The sequence below is a fragment of the Paractinoplanes ovalisporus genome, from assembly GCF_016834655.1.
Lineage (GTDB): Bacteria > Actinomycetota > Actinomycetes > Mycobacteriales > Micromonosporaceae > Actinoplanes > Actinoplanes ovalisporus.
The window spans coordinates 1-22323 of record NZ_JAENHP010000016.1; the positions used below are offsets into that span (position 1 = coordinate 1).

The following is a 22323-nucleotide window of genomic DNA, read 5'->3' on the forward strand; positions in this document are numbered from 1 at the left end:
CTCCGAGGCGTAACTCGGCCGCACCTCGGCGACCATCCGCACCGCTCGCTCACGAAGTTCCGCGGGGTACGGCGAAGGGCGTGACATGAACTCGATCCTCCAAGAGATCGGGCCGATATCAAACCCGAGGCGGTCCACCTCGCTCACAGAACGAACAACACCGCCGGCAAACAAGCAACGCCGCTGATGAACAAGCAACGCCGCTGGTGAACGAGCGCAGCGCGCACCAAGCGTGAACCCTGACGAACGAGCGACGCGCACACCAAACGGCAACACTGTCGACAGCCACGCAACACGCACACAGAACAAGCAACTGCACGCAACGCTGCTGACGAACGAGCGACGCGCGGACAAAACGAGCAACGAGCGACGCGCGGACGAAGCGAGCAACACTGTCGACAGCTGCGCAATGCGTGCACGGAACGAGCGACACTGGCGGCGAACGCGCGACGCTGCCGAAGACACGGAACTGGAGAGAGCATGCCGGAGCTGCCGGAAGTCGAGTCGGCGCGCGCGGTCATCGAACGGTCCGGGCTGGGCCGCAAGATTATCGACGTCGACGACACCGACTCGTACGTCTGCCGCCCGCACCTGCCGGGCCAGATCCGCGACGCCCTGGCCGGCCGGGAACTGGTTGCGGCTCGCCGCCGGGGCAAGAGCATGTGGTGCGAGACCAGCGACGACGGTCCCGAGCTGGGCATTCACCTGGGCATGTCCGGCAAGATCGTGATTGCCGACCCGGACGGCGGTGAGATCGACGGCGGCGACTACTGGGAGGGGCGTCGCGGTAAGGGCGACTACCGCTGGTCACGGTTCATGCTGACGTTCGCCGACGGTGGCCGCCTGATGCTGGTCGACCCGCGTCGGCTGGGCCGTGTCCGCCTGGACCCGCCGGTCGAGGCGTTGGGCCCGGACGCGGCCACCGTCACGCCGGCCCAATTCCGGGCGGCGCTCGCGTTCGGCACGGCGCCGGTCAAAGCCCGTCTGCTCGACCAGGACGCGATCGCCGGCATCGGCAATCTGCTGGCCGACCAGATTCTGTGGGCGGCCCGTCTCAACCCCGGCCGCCGCGTCGACAAACTGACCCCGGACGACGTCGGTCGTCTGCTCCGGGCGACCCGCCAGGCCGTACGGGCGGCCATCAAGAACGGCGGCGTCCACACGTTGAAGATCATCCCGTTCCGCCACGAGGGTGCCCACTGCCCCCGCGACGGCGCCCCGATGACCACCGGCAAGGTCGGCGGCCGCACAACCTGGTGGTGCACCGCCGAACAGTCCTGACCAGCGGCGTCAAACAGGCCAGGAGAGCAGGCCAGGAGAGCAGGCCAGGAGAGCAGGCCAGAACGACAGGCCAGAGGGCGTCCTCGCGGTCCACCGTTCTTGGCGGGCAGGTCCTGATATGCCAGGTCGAGGGCGAGTTCGGCAGGCCAGGAGGGCAGGCCGGCCCCTGGCCGAGTGACCGCGACCGGGCCGGGCTGAGCGCGACAGGGCCGGGCTGAGCGCGACCGGACCGGGCTGAGCACGACGGGGCCGGGCTGAGCGCCACCGGGCCGGGCTGAGCATGACAGGGCCGGGCTGAGCGCGACCGGACCGGGCTGAGCACGACAGGGCCGGGCTGAGCGCCACCGGGCCGGGCTGAGCACGACAGGGCCGGGCTGAGCGCGACCGGACCGGGCTGAGCACGACAGGGCCGGGCTGAGCGCCACCGGGCCGGGCTGAGCGCCACCGGGCCGGGCTGAGCGCGACTGGGCCGGGCTGAGCGCGACTGGGCCGGGCTGAGCGCGACTGGGCCGGCCCGCGTCAGAGGTGGCGGGTCAGAACGACAGGCCAGGAGGGCAGGTCAGAACGACCGGGCAGGAGGACGGGCCGGAACGATAAGGCTAGGTCGCCGCGGCAGCGATCAGGACGTCGAGCAGCGCGGTGAACGACAGGCCGGCCTGCTGCCACATCTGGGGGTACTGGGACGCGGCCGTCATCCCGGGGAACGTGTTGACCTCGTTGATCACGGGTTCGTCCGAGTCGGGCACGAAGAAGTCGACTCGTAGCAGGCCCCGGCAGCCGAGTGCGTGGAACGCGCGGATCGCCCGGTCCTGCAGCAACCGCGTGGTGGCGTCGTCGATCCGGGCCGGGATCTGGAAGACCGCGCCACCGTCGTACTTGGCCGCATAGTCGAAGAAGCCCCCGCTCACCGTGATCTCCAGCGGTGGCCCGGCTTCGATCCGCCCGTCCGGGTGCTGGAGCACCGCCACGTCGATCTCGCGGCCCGCCACGGCCTGCTCGACCAGCACTTTGGGGTCGAATTCCCGGGCTTCCCGTACGGCCGAGGGCAGCGAACCCCACTCATCGACGCGCGAGACACCGAGGCTCGACCCCGCGCGGGCCGGCTTGACGAACACCGGCAGCTCCAGCCCGTCCGGCCGGTCGTCGTCGCCGGGCGCCAGCGTGACACCGGTGGCGACGCGCAAACCGTCGGCCGCGAGCAGTTTCTTGGTGACCACCTTGTCCATGCCGGCCGCGCTGGCGAAAACCCCGTTCCCCACGTACGGGGTTCCGAGCCACTCCAGCATCGCCTGCAGACGGCCGTCCTCCCCGTACGGACCGTGCAGTGCGGGAAACGCCACGTCGTGGCTCTGGATCACGCGGAGCGCCCCGGCCAGCGGCACCGGCCGGCCGTCGACGTGCCACTGCCCGTCGCGGGCGATCAGCAGCTCAGTGACGTGGTAGGCCCGCGGGTCGAGGTGATCGAGGATGCTGCGGGCCGACTTGCGGGACACGTCGTGCTCGCCGCTGCGCCCGCCGTAGATCAGGGCCAGTTTCACCGGTGTCATGCCTCTCCGTGCTGGTGGCGGCGCGGCACACGGGGGCCGACGCCGGTCAGGATCTCGTGGGGGTTGGTGCCGGCCCAGCGCGCCCAGTCGGCGGCCGTGGGTTCGGCCGGGCCGGCGCCGAAGAGCACGACCGGGTCGCCCAGCCGTACGGGCCGGTCACCGGCATCGACAACGCACTGGTCCATGGCGATGCGGCCGACGATCGGGCAACGCCGCCCGCCGAGCCACACCTGGGCCCGGCCCTCGGCTGCTCGCGGCAACCCGTCCGCGTAACCGAGCGGCAACAGCACCAGCGTCGTGGGCCGGGTGGTCACGTGGTCGGGGCCGTAGGAGACGCCGGTTCCGGCCGGGACCCGCTTCACGTTGACGACTCGCGACCGCAGGGTCATGGCCGGTCGCAGCCCCAGGGGCGGGCCGCCGCGCGGCGAGCTCCGAGGCGCGACGCCCGCCGCAAGCGGGTGACCATCTGCGAGCGGGTGGCCAGCTGCAAACGGGTGACCGGCTCCAATCGTGTGGCCTGCTACGAGCGGATGGCCCTGCGCGAGCGGATGGCCCGGCCCGAGCGGATGGCCCGGCCCGAGCGGATGGCCCGGCCCGAGCGGATGGCCCGGCCCGAGCGGATGGCCCGCCGCAAACGGATGGCCGGCTGTGACCTCCGACGCGGTGGCCATGACGCCTGGCGCGTACCGGCGGCCCGGCGCGGGTTCGACCCCGTAGAGGGCGATCCCGATCCGGCAGAGGTCGAAACGGGCGCGGGGCACACCGAGCGCGGCCGCCGAGTTGGCCAGGTGCGTCAGCGGCGGGTCGAGGCCGGCCGACCGGGCCACCCGTACGGCTTCCTCGAACGCCTCGATCTGCCGCGTCACGCCGGGATCGCCGGGTTGTTCGGCGTTGGCCAGGTGCGACCAGATCCCCCGTACGTGCAGAAGGTCCTCGCCCTCGTATTTGCGCGCCCACGCCACCAGGTCGGGCCACTCGTCCGGACCGGCCCCGTTGCGCGACAGCCCGGTGTCCGCCTTGAGCTGCACGTGGGCGGGCGCGCCGAGCAGCCGGGCGGCGGCCGCCACCGCATGCAGCTGCGGCACCCCGGAGACGCCGATGTCGACGTGACCGCCGATCAGACGTCCGAAGTCCTCGTCGGGCGCGTGCAGCCAGCTCAGCACGGGCGCGGTCAACCCGGCCGCCCGCAGTTGAAGGGCCTCGGCGGCCGAGGTCGTGCCGAGCCAGCCCGCCCCGGCGGCGACGGCGGCCCGCGCAACCTCGACGGCACCGTGCCCGAAGGCGTCCGCTTTGACCACAGCCATCAGCGGGGTGCGGGCGACGGCCGCGACCGTACGCACGTTGGCCGCGACCGCGCCCAGGTCGACCACCGCCTCACCCAGGCTCACCGCTCCCGCCCGACACTGAGCGGCCGCGCCCCGACCCGAGGCCGCCGTGGGACAGCAGCAGAACGCGAGCGCACCGATGCGCCCCGGCCCGGCAAAAACAGCGGGCCGGCAGGGCGCGGGGTCATCGGTGCGCTCCCAGGTGACGGCGTGGGCGGGCCGAGCCGGCGCGTCGCCGTGGGCGGAGCAGCAGCAGGACGACGGCGACCAGGACTGCGGCCGCGGTGGCGGCGACGGCCAGGAAGCCGTACGAGCGGGGTGGCGAAGCCATGGTGTCGTTGATCCAGCCGGTGAGGTTGTCGGTGCGGGCGCTGAAGTCGGGGCCGGTGTGCGGGCAACCGGGGCCCGAGCTGACCACCGCCGCCAGCAGGTAGGTGCCGTTGCGTTGCTGGCGGAAGTACGGGCCGCCGGAGTCGTGCGGGCACGGGCTGGTGTCGGGGCGCGGCGAGCGGCCCGAGGTCTCGAGCAGCGAGTCGCCGACCGCATCCACCGTGAACAGGCCGGTCTGCATCCGGGTCGCCGGCACGGTTCCGCGGCCGTCGTCGACCAGGCCGAACCCGGCCAGCCGCAGCACCTCCCCCACCGCGGGCGGAGTGGTGGCGAGCCGGATCGGCGTGATTCCGGTGACCGGCTCGGCCAGCTCGGCCAGGGCCACGTCGGCGCCGCCCTCGGCCTGGTAGGCGGCCACCACCTCCACCTCGCGGCCGTCGCCGCTGCCCAGATCGGTGCGGCCGATGATGGCGGTGGTGCGGTCGGCGACCGTACGGCTCACTCGCTTGTCGCCGTCCCGGAAGCAGTGGCCGGCGGTGATCACCCATTGCGGGGCGATCAGCGCGCCCGAGCAGGAGCTGTCCCGGGTGGCTCCGCCGTCGGCGGGCAGGCCGGTCATGGTGAGCTGCACCGCGAACCGGTAGGCGCCGTCGGGCGCGTCCACCCCGTGGGCGATCGCGACCGCGGGCCGGGGCGACCACGGCACGGCGGCCGCGCATACCACGAGAACTGCGGCGAGATACCTGATAGACCTGGCCAAGACGACACCCCGTACGTCGGTTCGAGCGGAGCGACGATGTTGCCGTCCGGGCCGTCGGAGGAGCGTCAGCAGCGTCTTTATGGGCCACTTACGTTTGGTGTGCGAGCCTGACGGGCGGTGCCCGGCGGAATGCAGGTGCCGTGCCGTCGGCCCGCAAGCGGGGAGACGGCGTGTCAGCGAACGCCACGGGAAGGCGGCACGAAAAGTGAAGCACCGCGGGCCCGCAAGCGAGAAGCGGCCCGCGAGCAGGAGAACGACGCCCAACCGAGCCGCGCACAGGCAGCAACGGCTCAAATCGGGTCGCGAACGGCAACGCGGCGCGGAACCAGGCCGCGTACGAGAAAAACGGCTTGGAACCGGCCCCGCGAGCAGGCGAACGGCGCCCAACCGGGCCGCGTACAGGGAACAACGGCTCAGAATCGGGTCGCGAGCGGCAACGCGGCGCGGAACCAGGCCGCGTACGGGAAGAACGGTTTGGAACCGGCCCGCGAGCAGAGGGCGACGCGGAACCGGGCCGCGTACGGGAGAACGGCGAGGAGAGGACGAGGGATGCGCGTGCTGGTCGCCGACGACGAGCAGCTGCTGGCCGACACGGTCGCCCGGGGGCTGCGCAAGCTGTCCATGGCCGTCGACGTGGTCTATGACGGTGACAGCGCGCTCGAACGGCTCAGCGTCAACCGCTACGACGTGGCCGTCCTCGACCGGGACATGCCCGGCCGCACCGGTGACGAGGTCTGCCGCCAGGTCGTCGGCTCCGGCGACGGCACCAAGGTGCTCATGCTGACCGCCGCCGCCGGCATCCGTGACCGGGTCGAAGGGCTGGGGCTGGGCGCCGACGACTACCTGACCAAGCCGTTCGCGTTCGCCGAGCTGGCCGCCCGCGTGCAGGCGTTGTCGCGGCGGTCGGGGGCCGCGCTCGCGCCCGTGCTGGAACAGGACGGCATCGTGCTCGACAGCACCCGCCACACGGCCTCACGCGACGGGCAGGTGCTCGACCTGTCGTCCAAGGAGTTCGCCGTGCTGCATGTGCTCATGCGCGCTGGGGGCCGCGTCGTCAGCACCGAGGAACTGCTGGAGCAGGCCTGGGACGAGCACGCCGACCCGTTCACCAACACCGTACGGATGACCGTGATGACGTTGCGCCGCAAGCTCGGCGACCCGCCGGTGCTGCACACCGTGCGCCGGGCCGGATACCGGATCGGCTCGTGACCGGGCGCTCCCCGGCCCGGCGGATCCTCGCGCTGTGCGCCGGCGTGCTGATCGGCGCGCAGCTCACGACGACGATGGTGGGCTACCTGGTCGACCTGTTCTTCCTCGTGACGCCCAACCTGTGCTCCGACAACCGGAACCAGGCCCCCGACGCCAGCACCTCCCCCATATGCGCCGTGCTCTTCCGCTGGCCCAGCGTGCCCTACCTTTTCCTGTACGGGCTGGTGCTGCTCACCCTGCTGGCCGCCTGCTATCCGGCCGTGCGCTGGTGCCTGCGCCCGCTGCGCGACGTGACCGCCGTGATCGGCAACGTCGGCCCGCAGAACCTCGGCTACCGCCTGCGCCCCGGCAAGGGATCGGACGAGCTGACCGTTCTCGGCCGCACGGTCGACGACATGATGGACCGGATCGCCACCGGTTACGAGGCGCAGCGCCGGTTCGCCGCCGACGCCTCGCACGAGCTGCGCACCCCGCTTGCCGTGCAGCGGACGCTGATCGAGGTCAGCATGGCCGACGATCTCACCCGCGAGCAGGTCGAGCTGCTCACCGACCAGCTGCTGGCGACCAACGAACGCAACGAGCGCCTGATCGAGGGGCTGCTGGTGCTCAGTGAGAGCGACCGTGGGCTGGCCTCCCGCGCCCCCCTGCGCCTCGACCGGATCGCCGCGGCGGTGCTGGAGAGCTACCACAAGCGGGCGGCCGAGGCCGGCGTGACCGTCACCAGCGACCTGCGACCCCGTACGGTGCTGGGCGAACAGGTCCTGCTCGAACGGCTGGTGACCAACCTCGTGCAGAACGCGCTGAAGTACAACCGCCCCGGCGGCACCCTCGACGTGCGGGTCGGCGACGATCCGGCGTTGGTCGTCAGCAACACCGGCGACGATGTGCCGCCCGAGGAGGTGCCCGCGCTGTTCGAGCCGTTCCGGCGTCGCTCCGGCACCCGCATCGACCACAGCGGCGGCGCCGGCCTGGGCCTGTCCATCGCGCGCTCGATCACCCAGGCCCACGACGGCCTCATCACCGCCTCGTCCACCGGCAGCGACGGCCTACGCGTCGAGGTGGCTTTCCCCCGTACGCAATAGGCGGCGTCGCAACCGAAAGAGCAGGCCGACCCCGTACGCAACAGACGGCGTCGCAACCGAAAGAACGGGCCGACCCCCCGTACGGAACAGGCGGTGTCGCAGTCAGAAGAGCGGGCCGACCCCGTACGGGATAGACGGCGTCGCAAATGATTAAGAGCGGGCCGACCCCCGTACGGGATAGACGGCGTCGCAATGAAGAAGTGCGGGCTGACCCCGTACGGCAAAAGGGCTCTAGCCGAGCGAAAGCATGGGCAGCTTGGGCGCCCGGGGCAGCGGAGGCGCGTCGGCCCGGGCCCGGAAACCCTGGATCTGCAGGGCCGCGAACCGCCGGGCCGCCGCCAGCGCCTCGGCCGGTGTCGAGGCATGGACGCCGCTGTTGGCCTGCAGCACCAGAATCAGGTCGGCGATGACGAAGTCGGACCGCAGCTCCCCGGTCGCCTTGGCCCGCCGGGCCAGCTCGCCGACCGCCCGCAACGCCCGCTCCCGCTCGGCCACGAAGTCGATCGCGTCGGGGAAGGCGGCCAGGAACGCCGCGGTGAACCCCTGGTTGTAGGCGTGCAGCTCGCACACCCGCTCGATCATGCGGGAGAAGCCGTGCCACGGGTCGGGGTCGGCCAGCCCCTCCTCGACGATCGCCGTGCATTGCGCCATCTGCCCGGCGAAGGCCTCGGTGACCAGCGCTTCCTTGGTCGGGAAACGCCGATAGAGCGTGGCCGGCCCCACGTCGGCGCGCCGGGCGATCTCGCGCATCGGCACGCCCAGCCCCTCGGTGCCGAAGATCGCCCGGGCCACCGCGAGGATCCGCTCGCGGTTGTCCCGCGCGTCCGAACGCAGGTTCTTCTGAAGCAAACGGCCGCCCACCCGTCTCACTTTAGCCAAGTGGACGCGGTGTTCCACTAACGTCCGGCGGCATGAGAGCACTGCAGTTCGCCGAGTACGGTCCCCCGAGTGTGCTGCGCGTGGCCGACGTGCCCGAGCCGCACGCCGGGCCGGCCGAGATCCGCATCCGGGTCCGGACGTCCGGGGTCACGCCGGCCGACGCGTACGTCCGGTCCGGGCGCTTCCGCGAGATGATCCCGCTGGCGTTGCCGCACGTCCTGGGCGTCGATGCGGCGGGCATCGTCGATGAGATCGGGCCGGGCGTGACCGGCGTACGGGCGGGTGACGAGGTCTTCGGCATGACCGATCTGGCCCGGCTGGGCGGGGCCAACGCCGAGTTCGCCGTGCTGGCCGCCTGGGCTGCCAAGCCGGCCGCGATGAGCTGGGCCGAGGCGGGTGGCGCGGCCGCGAACGTGGAGACCGCCACCCGGGTGCTCGACCTCCTGGGCGTCGGTGCCGGGACCCACCTGCTGATCGAGGGCGCGGCCGGTGGGGTCGGCACGGTCGCGGTCCAGCTGGCGGTTGCTCGCGGCGCCCGGGTGACGGGCACGGCGAGCGAGCGCAACCACGAGTTCCTGGTTTCCCTCGGGGCGACCGCGACCACGTACGGGCCGGGTCTGGCCGACCGGGTGCCGGGCGGGGCCGACGCCGTTTTCGACTGTGCCGGCTCGGGTTCGCTGGCCGAGCTGGTGAAGCTGGCCGGTGACGCGGGCCGCGTGGTGACGATCGCCGACTTCGACGCGGCCGCCCACGGCGTGCACATGTCCCGTTCAGCCGGCCCCGGCGCCGACCCGCAGGCCTTGCACGGGCTCACGATCGCGGCCGATCTGGCCGGACAGGGCCGTTTCCGGGTGCCGGTCGCGGCCGAGTGGCCCCTCGAGCAGGCCGCCCGCGCCCATGAACTGTGCGAGAGCGGCCACGCCCGCGGGAAGATCGTGCTGACCGTCAGCTCGGAATGATCCGCCATCTCTGGTGGGCCAGACCGGCGTCGGCCCACTGACCGACCGTGGCGCTGTTGGCCGTGGAGCCGCCCTGCACCTCCAGCACCTTTCCGTCGTGCCGGGCCACCAGGGCGAAGACGCCGGCGCCCTTCCACGCCAGCCGCCACTGCTGGTTGCCCGTTCCGAGGTAGTCCCACAGGTGGGCCAGGGCGCCGTCGGCGGTGGACTGGCCGGCGATGTCGACGCACCGGTCCACCATGCTGCTGACGATCCGGAAATAGCCGCTGCCGACGTCGACGAACTTCCACACGTGGTCGGCGGTGCCGGTCGGCGGGTATTGCACGAGCTGCGCGCCGTTGGTGGTGGCCATGTTGTTCACCGCGAGCACCTGGTTGGTGTGGGTGACCTGCAACTTGACCGTGCCGTCGGGAATGAGCCGCCAGTTGTGGTCGGCGGTGCCGTTGTCGGCGAACTGCACGACGTTGGCCGAGTCGGCGGTCGACATGCCGGACACGCCGAGCACCTTGCCCGAGTTCTTGTTGCGAAGGCGCACATAGCCGTTGCCGTTGTCGAGCACCTGCCACAGGTGGTCGGCGGTGCCGTTGTCGGCGAACTGCACCACCTGGGCCGAATCGGCGGTCGACATGCCGGACACGCCCAGCACCTTGCCCGAGTTGACGTTGAGGATGCGGATCCAGCCGTCGCCGTTGTCGACGATCTGCCACAGGTGGTCGGCCGTCCCGGTGTCGCCGAACTGCACGACCCGCGCGCTGTCGCTGAGCGACATCTGGTCGACGCCGAGCACCTTGCCCGAGTTCTGGTTCTGGATGCGGAACGCGACCGCGGGCGGCAGCCACGGCTTGCCGTCGCCGATACGCGGGAACGAGGTGATGCGCAGCCGGGCCGCGCCCATCGGGATCAGCGTGACCCGTTCGACCGGTTCGCTCGACGGCGTCGGGCTGTCCTGCAGCGGCGTGACGACGGTGTCGGCGTCGGCCTTCCAGTTCGGGATCTTCCGCGCGTTGGTGGTGATCCGGATCGGGGCGTTGGCCGGCGTGAACGGGTCGGCCGCGTTGCCCAGTCCGGTGGTGACCGAGAAGCCGTCCAGGGCCAGGCCGTAGTTCCAGGCCGAGCCGGGCCGCACCTCGCTGGTCGGCCAGGCGTCGCTGCCCCCGATCCGGCTCCAGTTCTCGGTGACGGCCAGCGAGAAGGTCAGGGCTCCGAAGTCGACCGACACCGAGTTGTGCATGGCGGCCCACGTGCGGACCTTGGCCTGCATGGGCAGCCGGAGCACCACCTGGTCGCCGTTGTTCCAGGTCCGGGCGATTTTCCCGTACGTGGGTCCGGCCGCGACCGCCACCGCGGCGCCGTTCACGGTGAGCGTGGGGTTGGTGCACCACCGTGGGATGCGCAGGTAAAGCGGGAAGGCCAGCGCCTTCGGCGTGTTCACCGTGTACGTGATGGTGTCGCCGAACGGATAGGTCGTGGCGGCCGTGATGGTGACCGCCGTGCCGTCGCCCACCGCCGCGGTGACCGTCGACGGTCCGTGCAGCTGGGCGGCCAGACCGTTGTCGGGCGTGGCGGCCCACATCTCCTCGACGTAATAGGGCCAGCCCATGCCGTAGTTGTGCGGGCAGCACCGGTAGTTGTCGATGCCGAGCATGTAGGCCTGCATCGCGAACGTGTTGTCGAACTGCCGCGAGTGGCCCGGCCGGTCGAGCAGCGCGATCGTGTTGGCGCTGGTGACGTAGTGGATGCCCTGCTGTTTGGGGTCGAGCCCGGCCGGCAGGCTGTTGAACGCCAGGTCCTCGACCCGGTCGCCCCACACGGGATCGCCGGTGATCCGGCCCATGATCTCGTGGCTGAGCATGAACTCGACGACGCCGCAGGTCTCGAAGCCCTGCCGCGGGTCACCGAACCCGGGCCGGGCGTTCTCGTCACCGGCGAACCCACCACCGGGGAACTGCCCGTACGTATTCATGATCGTGTTGTAGTTGTTGTAGCTGGCCTGCGTGTGGGCGTTGTCGCCGGAGAGCATCCCGTAGACCGCCGGCTCGCGGAAACCCTGCGCCAGGTTCACGTTGTGCAGGGTCGGCAGGTTGTTCATGTAGTTGGCCGAGTTGGCGTGGATCTTGCGGGCCAGGTCGAGCAGGAACGCGTCGCCGGTGCGGTTGTAGACCCAGAAGACGACCTCCAGCGTGTCGGCCCAGCGCTGCGCGCCCCAGCTCTGGTTGAACGCGCTCAGCGGGGCCCGGTTGACGAACTGGAAGAACCGGGTGAAGAACGGGACCACCGCGGCGTCGTCGGTGAACTCCTGATAGGTCCGGATGGCGTGCAGCATCGGCATGTGCGGCCAGAAGTCGGGCCCGCCGCTGAGGCTGGTGCGCAGCGCGGTCGGTCCGAAGTAGCCGTCACTGGCCTGGGTGGCCATCACACCCTTGATCCACCGGGCGGTCTCGCGCTGCACGGTGGCGTTGCCGGTCACATAGCCGAGGCTGCTGTAGCCCTTCAGCCAGTACGGGAGTTCCTCCCAGCCACCGAGGTTCGGGGTGATCCAGCCGGTGTTCGAATACTGCAGGAAATGTGAGATCTCGGTCATCCGGCCGTTGATGCCGTTGAGCTGGTAGTTCAGCTGGGTCGAGAGCCAGCCGCCGGGCTTGACCGCCCCCGGGGCGAGGCGGATGAACGCGTCGGGACGCAGGGGCGCCCGGTTGGTGACGTAGCCGGGCGCGGCGGCCGCGGCCGGGCCTTCGGTCAGCCACAACGCGGCGGCCGCGGCGGGGATCGCGGCCGCGCCGGAAAGAACGGATCGTCGGTGCACCTTGTGCCTCCTGGCATGCCGACCAGCGTTCGAATGTGGGGATTCATGTGCGAACGCCTGGGAAACCCGATCGTAATTCACCGGTCTCGATGCGTAAACATTCCTGCCCGAACAGGCAAAGGCGGGCCAGATATTGACAATCGTCAACGCCAGGCATCAACTGACAACGATGTCAGTCAGTGGCCGGAAGGGCTCGGCCGCTCGCGAGCTCCCCCGCTCGCTCCCCGAATGCTCGCCCGTTCGAAGGTGAGGGTCCATGTCCGCACATCGTCGCGTCCTGGTGTCCGTCGCGCTCCTCGCGGCCACCGTCCTGACGCCGCTCGCCACCGGCCAACCCGCGTACGCCGTGACCAATCCGGCCGGCTCCGTCAACACGCTCATCGGCACACAGGGCGGCGAGACCTTGCCGGGCGCCGTGACCCCGTACGGGATGGTGCAGTGGAGCCCCGAGAACACCGCCGGCAACCAGACCCGGACCGTGCGCCCCGGCGGCTACGGCTACAACACCACCAAGATCCGCGGGTTCAGCCTGACCCACATGTCGGGCACCGGCTGTGCGGGCGGATCGGGTGACATTCCCTTCTTCCCGTACGCGGGAACGGTGTCCTCATCCCCCTCGGCCGACCGGACGGACGCCGTCTACGCGAGCACGTTCAGCCACGCCAACGAGACCGCCAAGGCGGGTTATTACCAGGTCAAGCTCGACTCGGGCGTCAACACCGAGCTCACCGCCTCGGCCCGTACGGGATCGGGCCGGTTCACCTATCCGGCCGGCGGCACCGCCTCGATGCTCGTGCGCACCTCGAACTCGGAGGTCGGCAGCAGCGCCGCCCAGATCAGCGTCAACGCCGCCACGCGCACCATCAGCGGCTCGGTGACCAGCGGCAACTTCTGCGGCTACATCAACGCGGTGGCCCGGCGCAGCTACTACACGCTCTACTTCACCGCGGTGTTCGACAAGCCGTTCGCCTCGACCGGCACCTGGCAGGACGGCACCGTCACCCCCGGCGGCACCAGCAGCAGCGGCGGAACCACCTATGGCACCGACGGCTGGCCGGTCGCCGGCAAGGGTTCCGGCGGCTACGTCACCTTCGACCTCAGCCAGGGCACGACCGTCAACGCGCGGGTCGGCATCTCGTACGTCAGCCCGGCCGGCGCCCAGGCCAACCTGGCCGCCGAGAACCCGGCCGGCACCAGCTTCGACACGCTGCGCCAGCGCGCCACCGACGCCTGGAACACCGAACTCGGGCGCATCGACGCCAACGGCGGCACGACCGCGCAGACCACCACGTTCTACTCCGCGCTCTACCACTCGCTGCTGCACCCGAACGTCTTCAACGACGTCAACGGCCAGTACATGGGCATGGACCAGCAGGTGCACACGCTGTCGAGCGGCCAGAAGGCGCAGTACGCCAACTTCTCGGGCTGGGACGTCTATCGCGGGCAGGTGCAACTGGTGACACTGTTGCGGCCCGACATCGGCGCTGACATCGCGCAGTCGCTGCTCAACCAGGCCGACCAGAACAACGGCGTCTGGGACCGGTGGACCCACAACCAGGGCGGCACCCACGTGATGACCGGCGACCCGGCCCACGCGGCCGTGCCGAGCATCTACGCCTTCGGTGGCACCGGATTCAACGCGTCGGCCGCCCTCACCTCGATGGTCCGCGCGGCCACCACGGTCACCCCGGCCGACCTGAGCCGCGACGGTTGGAACGTCATGGTGGTCGGTGAGCGGCCGTCGCTCGACAAATGGCTGTCGCTGCACTACATCCCGACCGAGGGCAACGCCTGGGGCGGCGCCGGCGAGACGCTGGAGGACGCGATCGCCGACTTCGGCCTCGCCCAACTGGCCCAGCGGCTGGGCAACACCGGCACGGCCCAGCAGTTCGGCGAGCGGGCGCAGTACTGGAAGAACGTCTTCAACCCGGGCAACGGCGGCTACATCCAGAACCGCAACACCAACGGCACCTGGCCGTCGTTCGACCCGGGCAGCAGCAGTGGATTCGCCGAGGGCAGCGCCGCCCAGTACACGTGGATGGTGCCGCACAACGTCCGCGGGCTGTTCGACCGGATGGGCGGCAACACCGCCGTCGTGAACCGGCTCGACACGTTCTTCCACAACAGCGACGGCAGCTGGTCGTTGAAGGGCGGCGGCGGCACCAAGTCGGCCCTGGACAATGAGCCGTCGATCTGGACGCCGTGGCTCTACAACTACGCCGGGCGCGCCGACAAGACACAGCAGACGGTCCGGCAGGTGCTGAACACGTTGTGGGCGCCCACCCCGACCGGCATCCCGGGTCAGGACGACCTGGGCGCCATGTCGGCCTGGTACGTCTGGTCGGCGATGGGGCTGCACCCGCTGACTCCGGGCCGTTCCGAGCTGCTCGTGTCGAGCCCGCTCTTCCCGCAGGTGACGGTCCACCGGGGCAACGGGCCGACGATCAGCGTCTCGGCGCCCGGGGCGACCAAAAACCCGTACGTGCAAAGCCTTTCGGTCAACGGCAGCGCCTCGAACCGGGCCTGGCTACCCGAATCGTTCGTGGCGACCGGTGGAACCCTGGACTTCACGCTGGGCGCCACCGCCAAGCCGTCGTGGGGAACCGAAGCGCCGCCGTCGTTCGACACGACCTCGGCCAACCTCGCGCTCGGCAAGCCGGCCACCGGCTCGGCCGCCTGCAACGCGAACGAGACACCGCCCAACGCGGTCAACGGCAGCGTCGCCGACAAGTGGTGCTCGACCGCCGCCACCAAGTATCTGCAGGTCGACCTGGGCGCCGCGACCGCGATCGGCTCGTTCACGGTGCGGCACGCGGCGGCCGGCGGGGAGACGGCCACCTGGAACACGCGCGACTTCGACATCCAGGTGTCGGCCGACGGCAGCGCGTGGACGACCGTGGTGCAGGCGCGCGGGAACACCGCCAACGTGTCGACGCACGCCGCGCCGGCCGGGACCCGAGGCCGCTACCTGCGTCTCAACGTTCTGACGCCGCAGCAGAACACCGGTGGCGCGGCCCGGATCTACGAGTTCGAGGCCTACTGAGGCCTCGCTGAACGCGGGCGGGCCGTTCGGCCCGCCCGATCGGGGGCCTACTGAACGCGGGCCGGCCGGCCGACCAGCGCCGGCAGGTCGGCCATGCTCGTGAAGATGTGGGTGGCGCCGGCGTCGAGCAGGGCCTTCGGCGGGTGGTGGGCGAGGCTGTCGGGCGGGCAGTAACCGAAGACGGTCGCGCCCGCCGCGACACCCGCGGTCACGCCGGGAACCGTGTCCTCGACGACCGCGGCCCGGGCGGGGTCGATGCCCAGGTGGGCCGCGGCGGCCAGATAGACGTCGGGGGCCGGCTTGCTGTGCGGCTGGTCCATGCCGCTGAACATCTTGCCCGCGAAGACGTCGTCGAGGCCGACCTTGCGCAGCTGCAACCGCACCTTGCCGAGGTCGGCCCCGCTGGCACAGGCGATCCGGCCGTCCATGAGGGCGTCGATCTCGCGGACGGCGGCCACCGCGCCCGGGATCGGCTGCAGCGAGGCGGCCAGGGCCTCGTTGCGGCGCTGCCGGAACTCGGCCAGCCAGGCATCGGTGACCTCGAACCCGGTGTGCGCGGTGATGATGGCGGTCTCGTCGCTGAGGGCCCGGCCGACGAACAGCCGGAAACAGTCCTCCGCGCTGACGTTCCAGCCGAGCTCGTGCAGCATCGCGCGGAGCACGCCGTTCGTGATGCTTTCCGAGTCGACCAGGACCCCGTCGCAGTCGAACAGGACAGCATCGAACGATCCGGGGTCAGACATGCCCGCGACACTACCCGGGCGACCGGGTGCGGCCTGCTCAGCGCTGACCGCCGGAGACGAGCACCACGTCACCGGTGATCCAGCGAGCGTCGTCCGACACGAGGAACGCGACCACCGGGCCGTAGTCGCCGGGCTCGCCGCTGCGCCCGAGCGGCGTGCCGGCCACCGACGCCGCCTCCAGCTCCGAGCCGACCCAGCCCATCGCGTGGGTGCCCTCGGTGACCGACGGCCCCGGCGCGATCCCGTTGACCCGGATGCCGCGCGGCCCCAGTTCCTTGGCGGCGACGATCGTGAACGCTTCCAGGGCGCTCTTGGTGGCGACGTAGAGGCTGCCGTATGCGGGGTGCTGCAGTGTGCCGGCGGTGGAGACGTTCACGATCGAGGCGCCGTCGATGTCGTCCTGGGCGGCCAGGGCCTGGGTGGTCAGCACCGGCCCGTACAGGTTGGTGCCGATCTGACGCTGGAACTCGTCGGCGGTGATCGCGGTCAGGGGCGCGAACGTGGCGACCCCGGCGTTGTTGACCAGCACGTCGACCGGCCCGAAGGCGGCCCGGGTCTGCTCGAACAGGCGGGTGACGTCGTCCGGGACGGCCACGTCGGCCTGGATCGCGACGGCCCGGCCGCCCTTGGCCACGATGTCGGCGACGACCCGCTCGGCGCCGGCGGCGTCGCTCCGGTAGTTGACGGCCACCGCCGCACCGGCATCGGCGAGCGTGCGGGCGATGGCCGCTCCGATCCCCTTCGAGGCTCCGGTGACGATCGCGGTACGGGTGTTCAGCCTGCTCACGGGTGACTCCTTCGGTTTCTCACGGTTCGCTGATCACCGTACGAAAGCGGGTTTCTGTTGGTAAGTAGGCACCTTTTTGTAAGCTGCTGACGTGACAGAACCCCACCAGCTGGCGGCCGCGGAACGGCTCCTGGCCGTCGACGCGTTCGGCACCAAGTGCGTGTTCCGGCCGATCATGGATCAGGTGACCACCCGCTGGGCGACGCTGATCCTGGCCGCGCTGCTGATCGGGCCGCACCGCTTCTCCGAACTCCACCAGCGGGTCGGCGGGATCAGCCAGAAGATGCTGTCGCAGAACCTGAAGGCCCTGGCCCGCAACGGTCTGGTCGCCCGCGAGGTCGAGCCGACCATTCCCCCACAGGTCACCTACAGCCTGACCCCGCTCGGGACCGACCTCGCCGGGCGGCTCACCGAGCTGATCAGCTGGTTCGGACGCAACGGCGAGGAGCTGCTGCGGGCCCAGAGCGACTACGACGCGGCCATGTCCTGACCCCCGCGCATCGGTGACTGTCGCTACAGTGCCGGTCGATGCTCGGAACAACGAAGCGGCGGCTGCGCCGCGCCTATCGCAACGGGACCCGGCTCGATCTCGGCGGCGCCGAGGTGACCGGTGACTTCCTGGCCGACCTGCTGCTCGGCGGTGCGCCCGGTGCGGCGGGCCGGGTCGCGCGGCTCGACCTGGAGAACGCCCGCATCACCGGCGAGCTCGACCTCACCAGCGCCCGGATCGAGACCCAGCTCCGGCTGCGGCACTGCGTGTTCGACGCGAAGCTGCGACTCGACCACGCCGAGCTGGTCTCGCTCAACCTCGACGGCAGTCGCCTGCCGGGCATCGCGGCCGAGGGGATCCGGGTGGCGGGCGTGTTCGGCGTACGGGACGCCACCGTCGACGGCGACATCTGGATGCTCCCCGCCCTCGTCCAGGGAATGGTGGAACTCGACCGCAGCACCGTGAACGGGACCGTCTATCTGCAGCGCTCCGAGATCGGCGGCGGTGTGCACCTGCGCGGTGTCACCGTCACCGGCGGGGTCAAGCTGGCCGGGTCGCGCGTCGGGGGCGATGTGGTGCTGGAAAAAGCCCACATCGGCCCGAGCCCCGACAACGGCACCGCGGTCGGGGGCTGGGGCATGACCGTCGGCGGCGCGTTCCTGGCGCACGACATCGTCGCCGACGGTCCCGTCCACCTCGTCGGCGCCCAGGTGACCGGGTCGATGTCGTTCCAGGGCAGCGCCCTGCGCAGCCCCGGCCAGTACTGCCTGCTGCTGATCGAGGCGCAGGCCCGGGTCCTGACGCTGCGCCTGACCGCCGAGTCGGCCGGCACGATCAGCCTGCGCGACGCCCGTTTCGGCCGGTTCGTCGACGACCCGGTGAACTGGCCGGCCGGATGCCGCATCGAGCTCGACGGCCTCACCTACGACCGGCTCACCCGCCGCTCCGAGGACGTCGAGGCCTGGACCGCGAAACAACGGCTGGCGTGGATGGCCCGGCACAGCACGGGCTTCTCCCCCGGCCCGTACGACCAATTGGCCGCCGCCCTGACCCGCGACGGCCGCGAACAGGAGGCCCGCCAGGTCCTGGTCGTCCGCGAACGCCTGCGCCACCGCGCCATGGGCACCCTCGGCTCACTGTGGGGCAGCGTCCAGAACGTGGCCATCGGCTTCGGTTACCGCCCGCTGCGGGCCCTGCTCTGGTTGCTGGTCGTGGTCGCCGCCGGCACCGGCTGGTTCGCCTGGTCGGGCCCGCTGCAGGCAGTGAAGCCGGACGAGGCCCCGACCTGGGACCCGTTCCTCTACACGGTCGACGTGCTGGTCCCGCTGGTCGACCTGGGCCACGACAAGGCCTGGGACCCGGTCGGCCCCGACAAGGCGGTGACCCTGGCCGTGATGGCCGCCGGCTGGATCCTGGCCACCACGGTCATCGCCGGAGCCGGCCGCGCCCTGCGACGCTGACGCGCTTCCCGGGCCTACTTCGCCACGAACGGGAGCAGGTGGGCGTTGACCTCGGCGGTGCGGGTGACGCCGATGCCGTGCGGGCCGCCCGCGATCTCGACGACCTCGGCGCCGGGGACGAACTCGGGGATGTTGCGGTCCTTGGTGCCGTGCAGGACCAGCAGCGGCACGTCGATCTTCGGCAGGTCGTCGTGGAAGGACTCCTGCCAGGCGTCGACGCAGTGCAGCACCGCGTAACCGTCGGCGGTCGCGGCGCTGTGGAAGTTGGCGCGCAGGGTTGCCGCGCTGACCCGGGTTCCGAGGTTCTGCTCGGCCACGTAGTGCTGCAGGAAGTAGTTCTCGAGGTACTGGAAGCGGTCGCGCACGATGCTGTCGCGCAGGGCGGCGAACACCTCGGGCGGCAGGCCGGTCGGATCCCCCTCCCGGGAAGCGAGTTGCGGGCCGAACGTCGCGAGCATGACGATCGAGCGCAGTCGCCCCGTGCCGTGCCGGCGCGACCAGGCCTAATCCGTACGGATGGCCCGCCGGAGCAGGGTCAGGCCGCGGTCGTAATACTCCTCCTCGTCGGGCAGGCCCAGGAAGAAGTCGGCGGTCTCGGTGAGGTGGGGCCAGGCCTCCGGGGGCAGTGACTTCAACCGGGCGCGCTTGGCCGCCAGCAGGGCGCCGCGCTGGGCCGGGTCGGGGACGGCGACCTCGCCCGGCTGCTGGACGACCAGGCCGATCAGGGCGTTGAGCAGGAAGATGCTCAGCTGGGCGGCGGCCACCGGGGAGTGACCCTCGGCGCGCAACAGGCCGACGACCCGCTCGGCCAGGGCGAGGCCGGCCTCCGTACGCATGCTGCGCAGTGGAGTGATCTCGGCGAGGGCCGGGTGTGCGCGCAGGACGCCGAGCATGGTCGTCATCACCGAGCGCAGGTCGTCGGAGTCGTCGAGCGTCACCTCGGCCAGCATCCGCTCGACCAGGGCGTCGAGCAGGGCGTCCTTGTCCTTGAAGTGCCAGTAGAGCGCCATCGGGGTGACGTGGAACTCGGTGGCGACGCGGCGCAGGGTGACGGCGTCGAGGCCGTCGGAGTCGGCGATCGCGAGCGCGGTGGACAGGAGCTCGTCGCGGTCGAGCCGGTCGGAGGCCGTGGGCCGGGGTGCCATGCGGCTAACTATATCCCGTAAAGGAAAACCGTTGACGACCGCCGGAGCGTGGAGCTACGGTCGCTATACGCCGTAAATTTATGGGATATAGTTAGGGAGTGGACATGACTCGGACCGTCCTCGTCACCGGCAGCTCATCCGGCTTCGGCCTGCACACGGTCGCCCGGTTCCGCGCCGAGGGGTGGAACGTCGTGGCGACCCTGCGCGACCCGTCGCACTGGCACGGCGAGATGTCCGACCAGCTTCTGGTTCAGGCTCTCGACGTACGGGAAGAAGCTTCTGTCGTTTCCGCCGTGGACGCCGCGATCGAGCGCTTCGGCCGGCTCGACGTGGTCGTCAACAACGCGGGCATGGGACTGTTCTCGGTCTTCGAGACGACGCCGCAGGCCGTGATCGAGGAGCTGTTCGACACCAACGTGTTCGGGCCGATGCGGGTCATCCGGGCCGCGCTGCCGGTGTTCGGGCGGCTGGGCGGTGGCCGGATCGTCAACGTGACCTCGAGCAGCGCCGTCGTGCCGACCCCGCTGCAGGCCGCCTATGGGGCGAGCAAGGGCGCGCTGCAGGCCTTCTCCGAGGGGCTGGACTACGAACTGGCCGGGCTCGGCGTCGAGGTCAAGGTGGTCGAACCGGGGTTCGTGCCGACCACCGATTTTGTCGCCCAGACCACCCGGCGGTTCCAGACCATCCCGGCGCCGCAGGCCTACCTGCCCTTCATCCAGCAGCAGATGGCCCGCTTCGAGGCCGAGGTGCCGGCCGGCTATTTCGGGACCGAGGACGACGTCGCGGCGGCCGTGTTCGCCGCCGCCACCGACACGACCGGCCTGTCCCGCTTCCGGGTCGGCGGCGACAGCGCCGACGCCGCCGAGGCGCGCCGCCAGTCCGATGTCGACTACGACGCCTGGCGCCGGGCGTTTTTCGCGACCACCTGAGCCGACCACCTGAGCCGACCAGCTGAGCCGACCGCCTGAGCCGACCTGGCCTGTCGGCATGCTGCCACCAGCCTGTCCGCCCGGCGCCGGTCTTCGTACGTTGAGGGCGGCGCGAGGGGGTCCTGGTGAGCGTGGACAGTACGGCGCGGCGCACGACGGCCCAGCGCGAACTCGGCGCGGCGATGCTGCGGCTCAAGGAGGCGAGCGGCAAGAGCTACGAGAGCCTGGGCCGGCGCAGCCTGATGAGCGCCTCGACCCTGCACCGGTACTGCCGGGGTGAGATCGCCGTGCCGACGACCGACGCGCTGGAACGGTTCGTGCGGGCCTGCGGCGCCACCCCGGACCAGCTGGCCGAGCTGCGGGAGCTGTGGTCGGCGGCGGTTGAGGCGCGCCGGGCCCCGGAGCCCACGCCGGAGCCGGAACCCGCGCCGCCCGACCGCCCGACCTGGCGGAGCCGATGGCCGGTGGCGGCGGTCATGGTGACCATGCTGGCCGGATCGCAGGCGCCACCCATGCCGGCCCCGGTCTCCGCGCCCGGCATGGATATCTGGACGCTCGGCACCGCCCTGGAGGTCAACCGGCGGCAGTGCCCGGTCGACGCGGTCACGTGCACGCCGCCGCGCCCGCTGGGCAGCGGCCCGGTGCGGGCGGCGCCGGCTGCGGTGCGTTGCCAGGGGCGCACGTACGTCTTCACGGTCGCCGCCGACGGACGCCTGCGCGCGTGGATGGACGGCACGAGCCACGACCTCGGCGGCGACCTGCGGACGGGCGTGGCCGCCACCTGTTACGGCCCCCAGGTGCAGGTGTTCGGGCAGGACACAAAGGGCCGGCTGCGCCAGTTCTGGTACGACGGCGCCGACGGGCTCTGGCACCGCGACGTGGACTTCGGGCCGGTCGCGTCGGCGCCGGCGGTCACCGGGTTCGGCGGGCAGCTGCAGGTCTTCGCAGCGGGCACCGACGGGCACCTGCGGCAGTGGTGGTTCGACAACGCGTACGGCATCTGGCACTACGGCGACGACCGGGGCGGCCGCCTGGCCTCGGCCCCCACGGCCATCTCGATCGAGGGGCGTCTGCACGTCTTCGGGCGCGGAGCGGACGGAAATCTGCGCCAGTGGTGGTACGACGGCAGCACCGGGATCTGGCGCCACGACATCGACCTCGGCCTGCCGATCCGGTCGGCGCCGGCCGCGGTGGCCTACAACGGGGAGATCCTGGTGCTGGCCGCCGGTGAGGACGGGCGGCTGCGGGCGGTCCGGTTCAACCGGTCCTGGCAGAGCGCGACCGACCTCGGCGGCACGGTCGACGCGGCCCCGGCCGCGGTGCGGGTCGGCAACCGGGTGCTCGTCTTCGCCGCGCAACGGGACGGCAGCCTGGCGCGGTGGACGTACGACGGCGTACGGGCGGCGTGGGAGGGACCCGTGGTGGCGGGCCGCGACGCGTGGTCGGTGCCGGCCGGCCTCTGACCCGGCGTCCCACGTCGTCCCATCCCAGGTCGGAGGCCTGGAAGTGGGACGGGACGCGGCTCAGTGTCGTCAGGAGTGCGGCGCCGCC

General features: G+C 71.3%; 18 protein-coding genes. 9 read left to right on the plus strand and 9 right to left on the minus strand.

Translation table 11 applies throughout. From position 1 onward, the window contains the following. The first annotated feature begins 480 nt into the window (after positions 1 to 480). Complete coding sequence (locus JIG36_RS34845) at positions 481 to 1281, plus strand: Fpg/Nei family DNA glycosylase (protein ID WP_236048819.1); 801 nt, start codon at positions 481 to 483, stop codon at positions 1279 to 1281. A gap of 599 nt (positions 1282 to 1880) precedes the next feature. On the opposite strand, the gene JIG36_RS34850 is transcribed toward JIG36_RS34845, so the two are convergent. The 3 genes from JIG36_RS34850 to JIG36_RS34865 all read right to left on the minus strand — a co-directional run bounded on the left by JIG36_RS34850 (position 1881) and on the right by JIG36_RS34865 (position 5243). Continuing rightward, positions 1881 to 2828 carry a D-alanine--D-alanine ligase family protein gene (locus JIG36_RS34850; RefSeq protein ID WP_203380684.1) on the minus strand — a complete coding sequence of 316 codons (948 nt, stop codon included), beginning with the start codon at positions 2826 to 2828 and terminating at the stop codon, positions 1881 to 1883. After that, complete coding sequence (locus JIG36_RS52595; RefSeq protein WP_307873031.1) at positions 2825 to 4216, minus strand: alanine racemase; 1392 nt, start codon at positions 4214 to 4216, stop codon at positions 2825 to 2827. Before JIG36_RS52595 ends, JIG36_RS34850 begins: the two co-directional genes overlap by 4 nt. A 121-nt stretch (positions 4217 to 4337) precedes the next feature. Next, complete coding sequence (locus tag JIG36_RS34865) at positions 4338 to 5243, minus strand: S1 family peptidase (RefSeq protein WP_236048820.1); 906 nt, start codon at positions 5241 to 5243, stop codon at positions 4338 to 4340. Positions 5244 to 5792: 549 nt separating this feature from the next. Here JIG36_RS34865 and JIG36_RS34870 point away from each other — a divergent pair. Continuing rightward, positions 5793 to 6452, plus strand: coding sequence for a response regulator transcription factor (locus JIG36_RS34870; protein ID WP_203380685.1), 660 nt, complete (start codon positions 5793 to 5795; stop codon positions 6450 to 6452). After that, positions 6449 to 7534, plus strand: a complete 1086-nt coding sequence (locus JIG36_RS34875; protein WP_307873032.1) for a sensor histidine kinase — start codon at positions 6449 to 6451, stop codon at positions 7532 to 7534. Before JIG36_RS34870 ends, JIG36_RS34875 begins: the two co-directional genes overlap by 4 nt. A gap of 231 nt (positions 7535 to 7765) precedes the next feature. Here JIG36_RS34875 and JIG36_RS34880 read toward each other — a convergent pair whose 3' ends face one another. Next, on the minus strand, positions 7766 to 8395 hold the full coding sequence (locus JIG36_RS34880; protein WP_307873033.1) for a TetR/AcrR family transcriptional regulator: 630 nt from the start codon (positions 8393 to 8395) through the stop codon (positions 7766 to 7768). A gap of 50 nt (positions 8396 to 8445) precedes the next feature. On the opposite strand from JIG36_RS34880, the gene JIG36_RS34885 reads away from it, so the two are divergent. Continuing rightward, positions 8446 to 9372 carry an NADP-dependent oxidoreductase gene (locus JIG36_RS34885; protein ID WP_203380686.1) on the plus strand — a complete coding sequence of 309 codons (927 nt, stop codon included), beginning with the start codon at positions 8446 to 8448 and terminating at the stop codon, positions 9370 to 9372. Here the strand turns inward: JIG36_RS34885 and JIG36_RS34890 are convergent. After that, positions 9359 to 12175, minus strand: coding sequence for an RICIN domain-containing protein (locus tag JIG36_RS34890; protein ID WP_203380687.1), 2817 nt, complete (start codon positions 12173 to 12175; stop codon positions 9359 to 9361). The genes JIG36_RS34885 and JIG36_RS34890 overlap by 14 nt on opposite strands. A gap of 256 nt (positions 12176 to 12431) precedes the next feature. On the opposite strand from JIG36_RS34890, the gene JIG36_RS34895 reads away from it, so the two are divergent. Then, complete coding sequence (locus JIG36_RS34895) at positions 12432 to 15218, plus strand: GH92 family glycosyl hydrolase (RefSeq protein WP_236048821.1); 2787 nt, start codon at positions 12432 to 12434, stop codon at positions 15216 to 15218. Positions 15219 to 15265: 47 nt separating this feature from the next. Here JIG36_RS34895 and JIG36_RS34900 read toward each other — a convergent pair whose 3' ends face one another. Together JIG36_RS34900 and JIG36_RS34905 are read right to left on the minus strand one after the other, a co-directional pair. Continuing rightward, complete coding sequence (locus JIG36_RS34900; RefSeq protein ID WP_203380688.1) at positions 15266 to 15961, minus strand: HAD family hydrolase; 696 nt, start codon at positions 15959 to 15961, stop codon at positions 15266 to 15268. 37 nt (positions 15962 to 15998) lie between these two features. Continuing rightward, the gene (locus JIG36_RS34905) at positions 15999 to 16748 is read right to left on the minus strand and encodes an SDR family NAD(P)-dependent oxidoreductase (protein ID WP_203380689.1); all 750 of its coding nucleotides are present in this window, start codon (positions 16746 to 16748) and stop codon (positions 15999 to 16001) included. A 91-nt stretch (positions 16749 to 16839) separates the two neighbouring features. On the opposite strand from JIG36_RS34905, the gene JIG36_RS34910 reads away from it, so the two are divergent. Continuing rightward, positions 16840 to 17238: a winged helix-turn-helix transcriptional regulator gene (locus tag JIG36_RS34910; protein ID WP_203380690.1), complete on the plus strand. Its 399-nt coding sequence runs from the start codon at positions 16840 to 16842 to the stop codon at positions 17236 to 17238. Positions 17239 to 17276: 38 nt separating this feature from the next. After that, positions 17277 to 18698 (plus strand): hypothetical protein, encoded by a 1422-nt coding sequence (locus JIG36_RS34915; protein ID WP_203380691.1) that lies wholly within the window; start codon positions 17277 to 17279, stop codon positions 18696 to 18698. A 14-nt stretch (positions 18699 to 18712) separates the two neighbouring features. On the opposite strand, the gene JIG36_RS34920 is transcribed toward JIG36_RS34915, so the two are convergent. Beyond that, on the minus strand, positions 18713 to 19156 hold the full coding sequence (locus JIG36_RS34920; protein ID WP_203380692.1) for an alpha/beta fold hydrolase: 444 nt from the start codon (positions 19154 to 19156) through the stop codon (positions 18713 to 18715). Between the two features lie 45 nt (positions 19157 to 19201). Then, positions 19202 to 19843, minus strand: coding sequence for a TetR/AcrR family transcriptional regulator (locus tag JIG36_RS34925; protein WP_203380693.1), 642 nt, complete (start codon positions 19841 to 19843; stop codon positions 19202 to 19204). A gap of 104 nt (positions 19844 to 19947) precedes the next feature. Here JIG36_RS34925 and JIG36_RS34930 point away from each other — a divergent pair, with 104 nt between their 5' ends. Both JIG36_RS34930 and JIG36_RS34935 read left to right on the plus strand, forming a co-directional pair. Beyond that, positions 19948 to 20772 (plus strand): SDR family oxidoreductase, encoded by an 825-nt coding sequence (locus JIG36_RS34930; RefSeq protein ID WP_203380694.1) that lies wholly within the window; start codon positions 19948 to 19950, stop codon positions 20770 to 20772. Positions 20773 to 20897: 125 nt separating this feature from the next. Then, the gene (locus JIG36_RS34935; protein ID WP_203380695.1) at positions 20898 to 22235 is read left to right on the plus strand and encodes a helix-turn-helix domain-containing protein; all 1338 of its coding nucleotides are present in this window, start codon (positions 20898 to 20900) and stop codon (positions 22233 to 22235) included. The last annotated feature ends 88 nt before the right edge of the window (positions 22236 to 22323 follow it).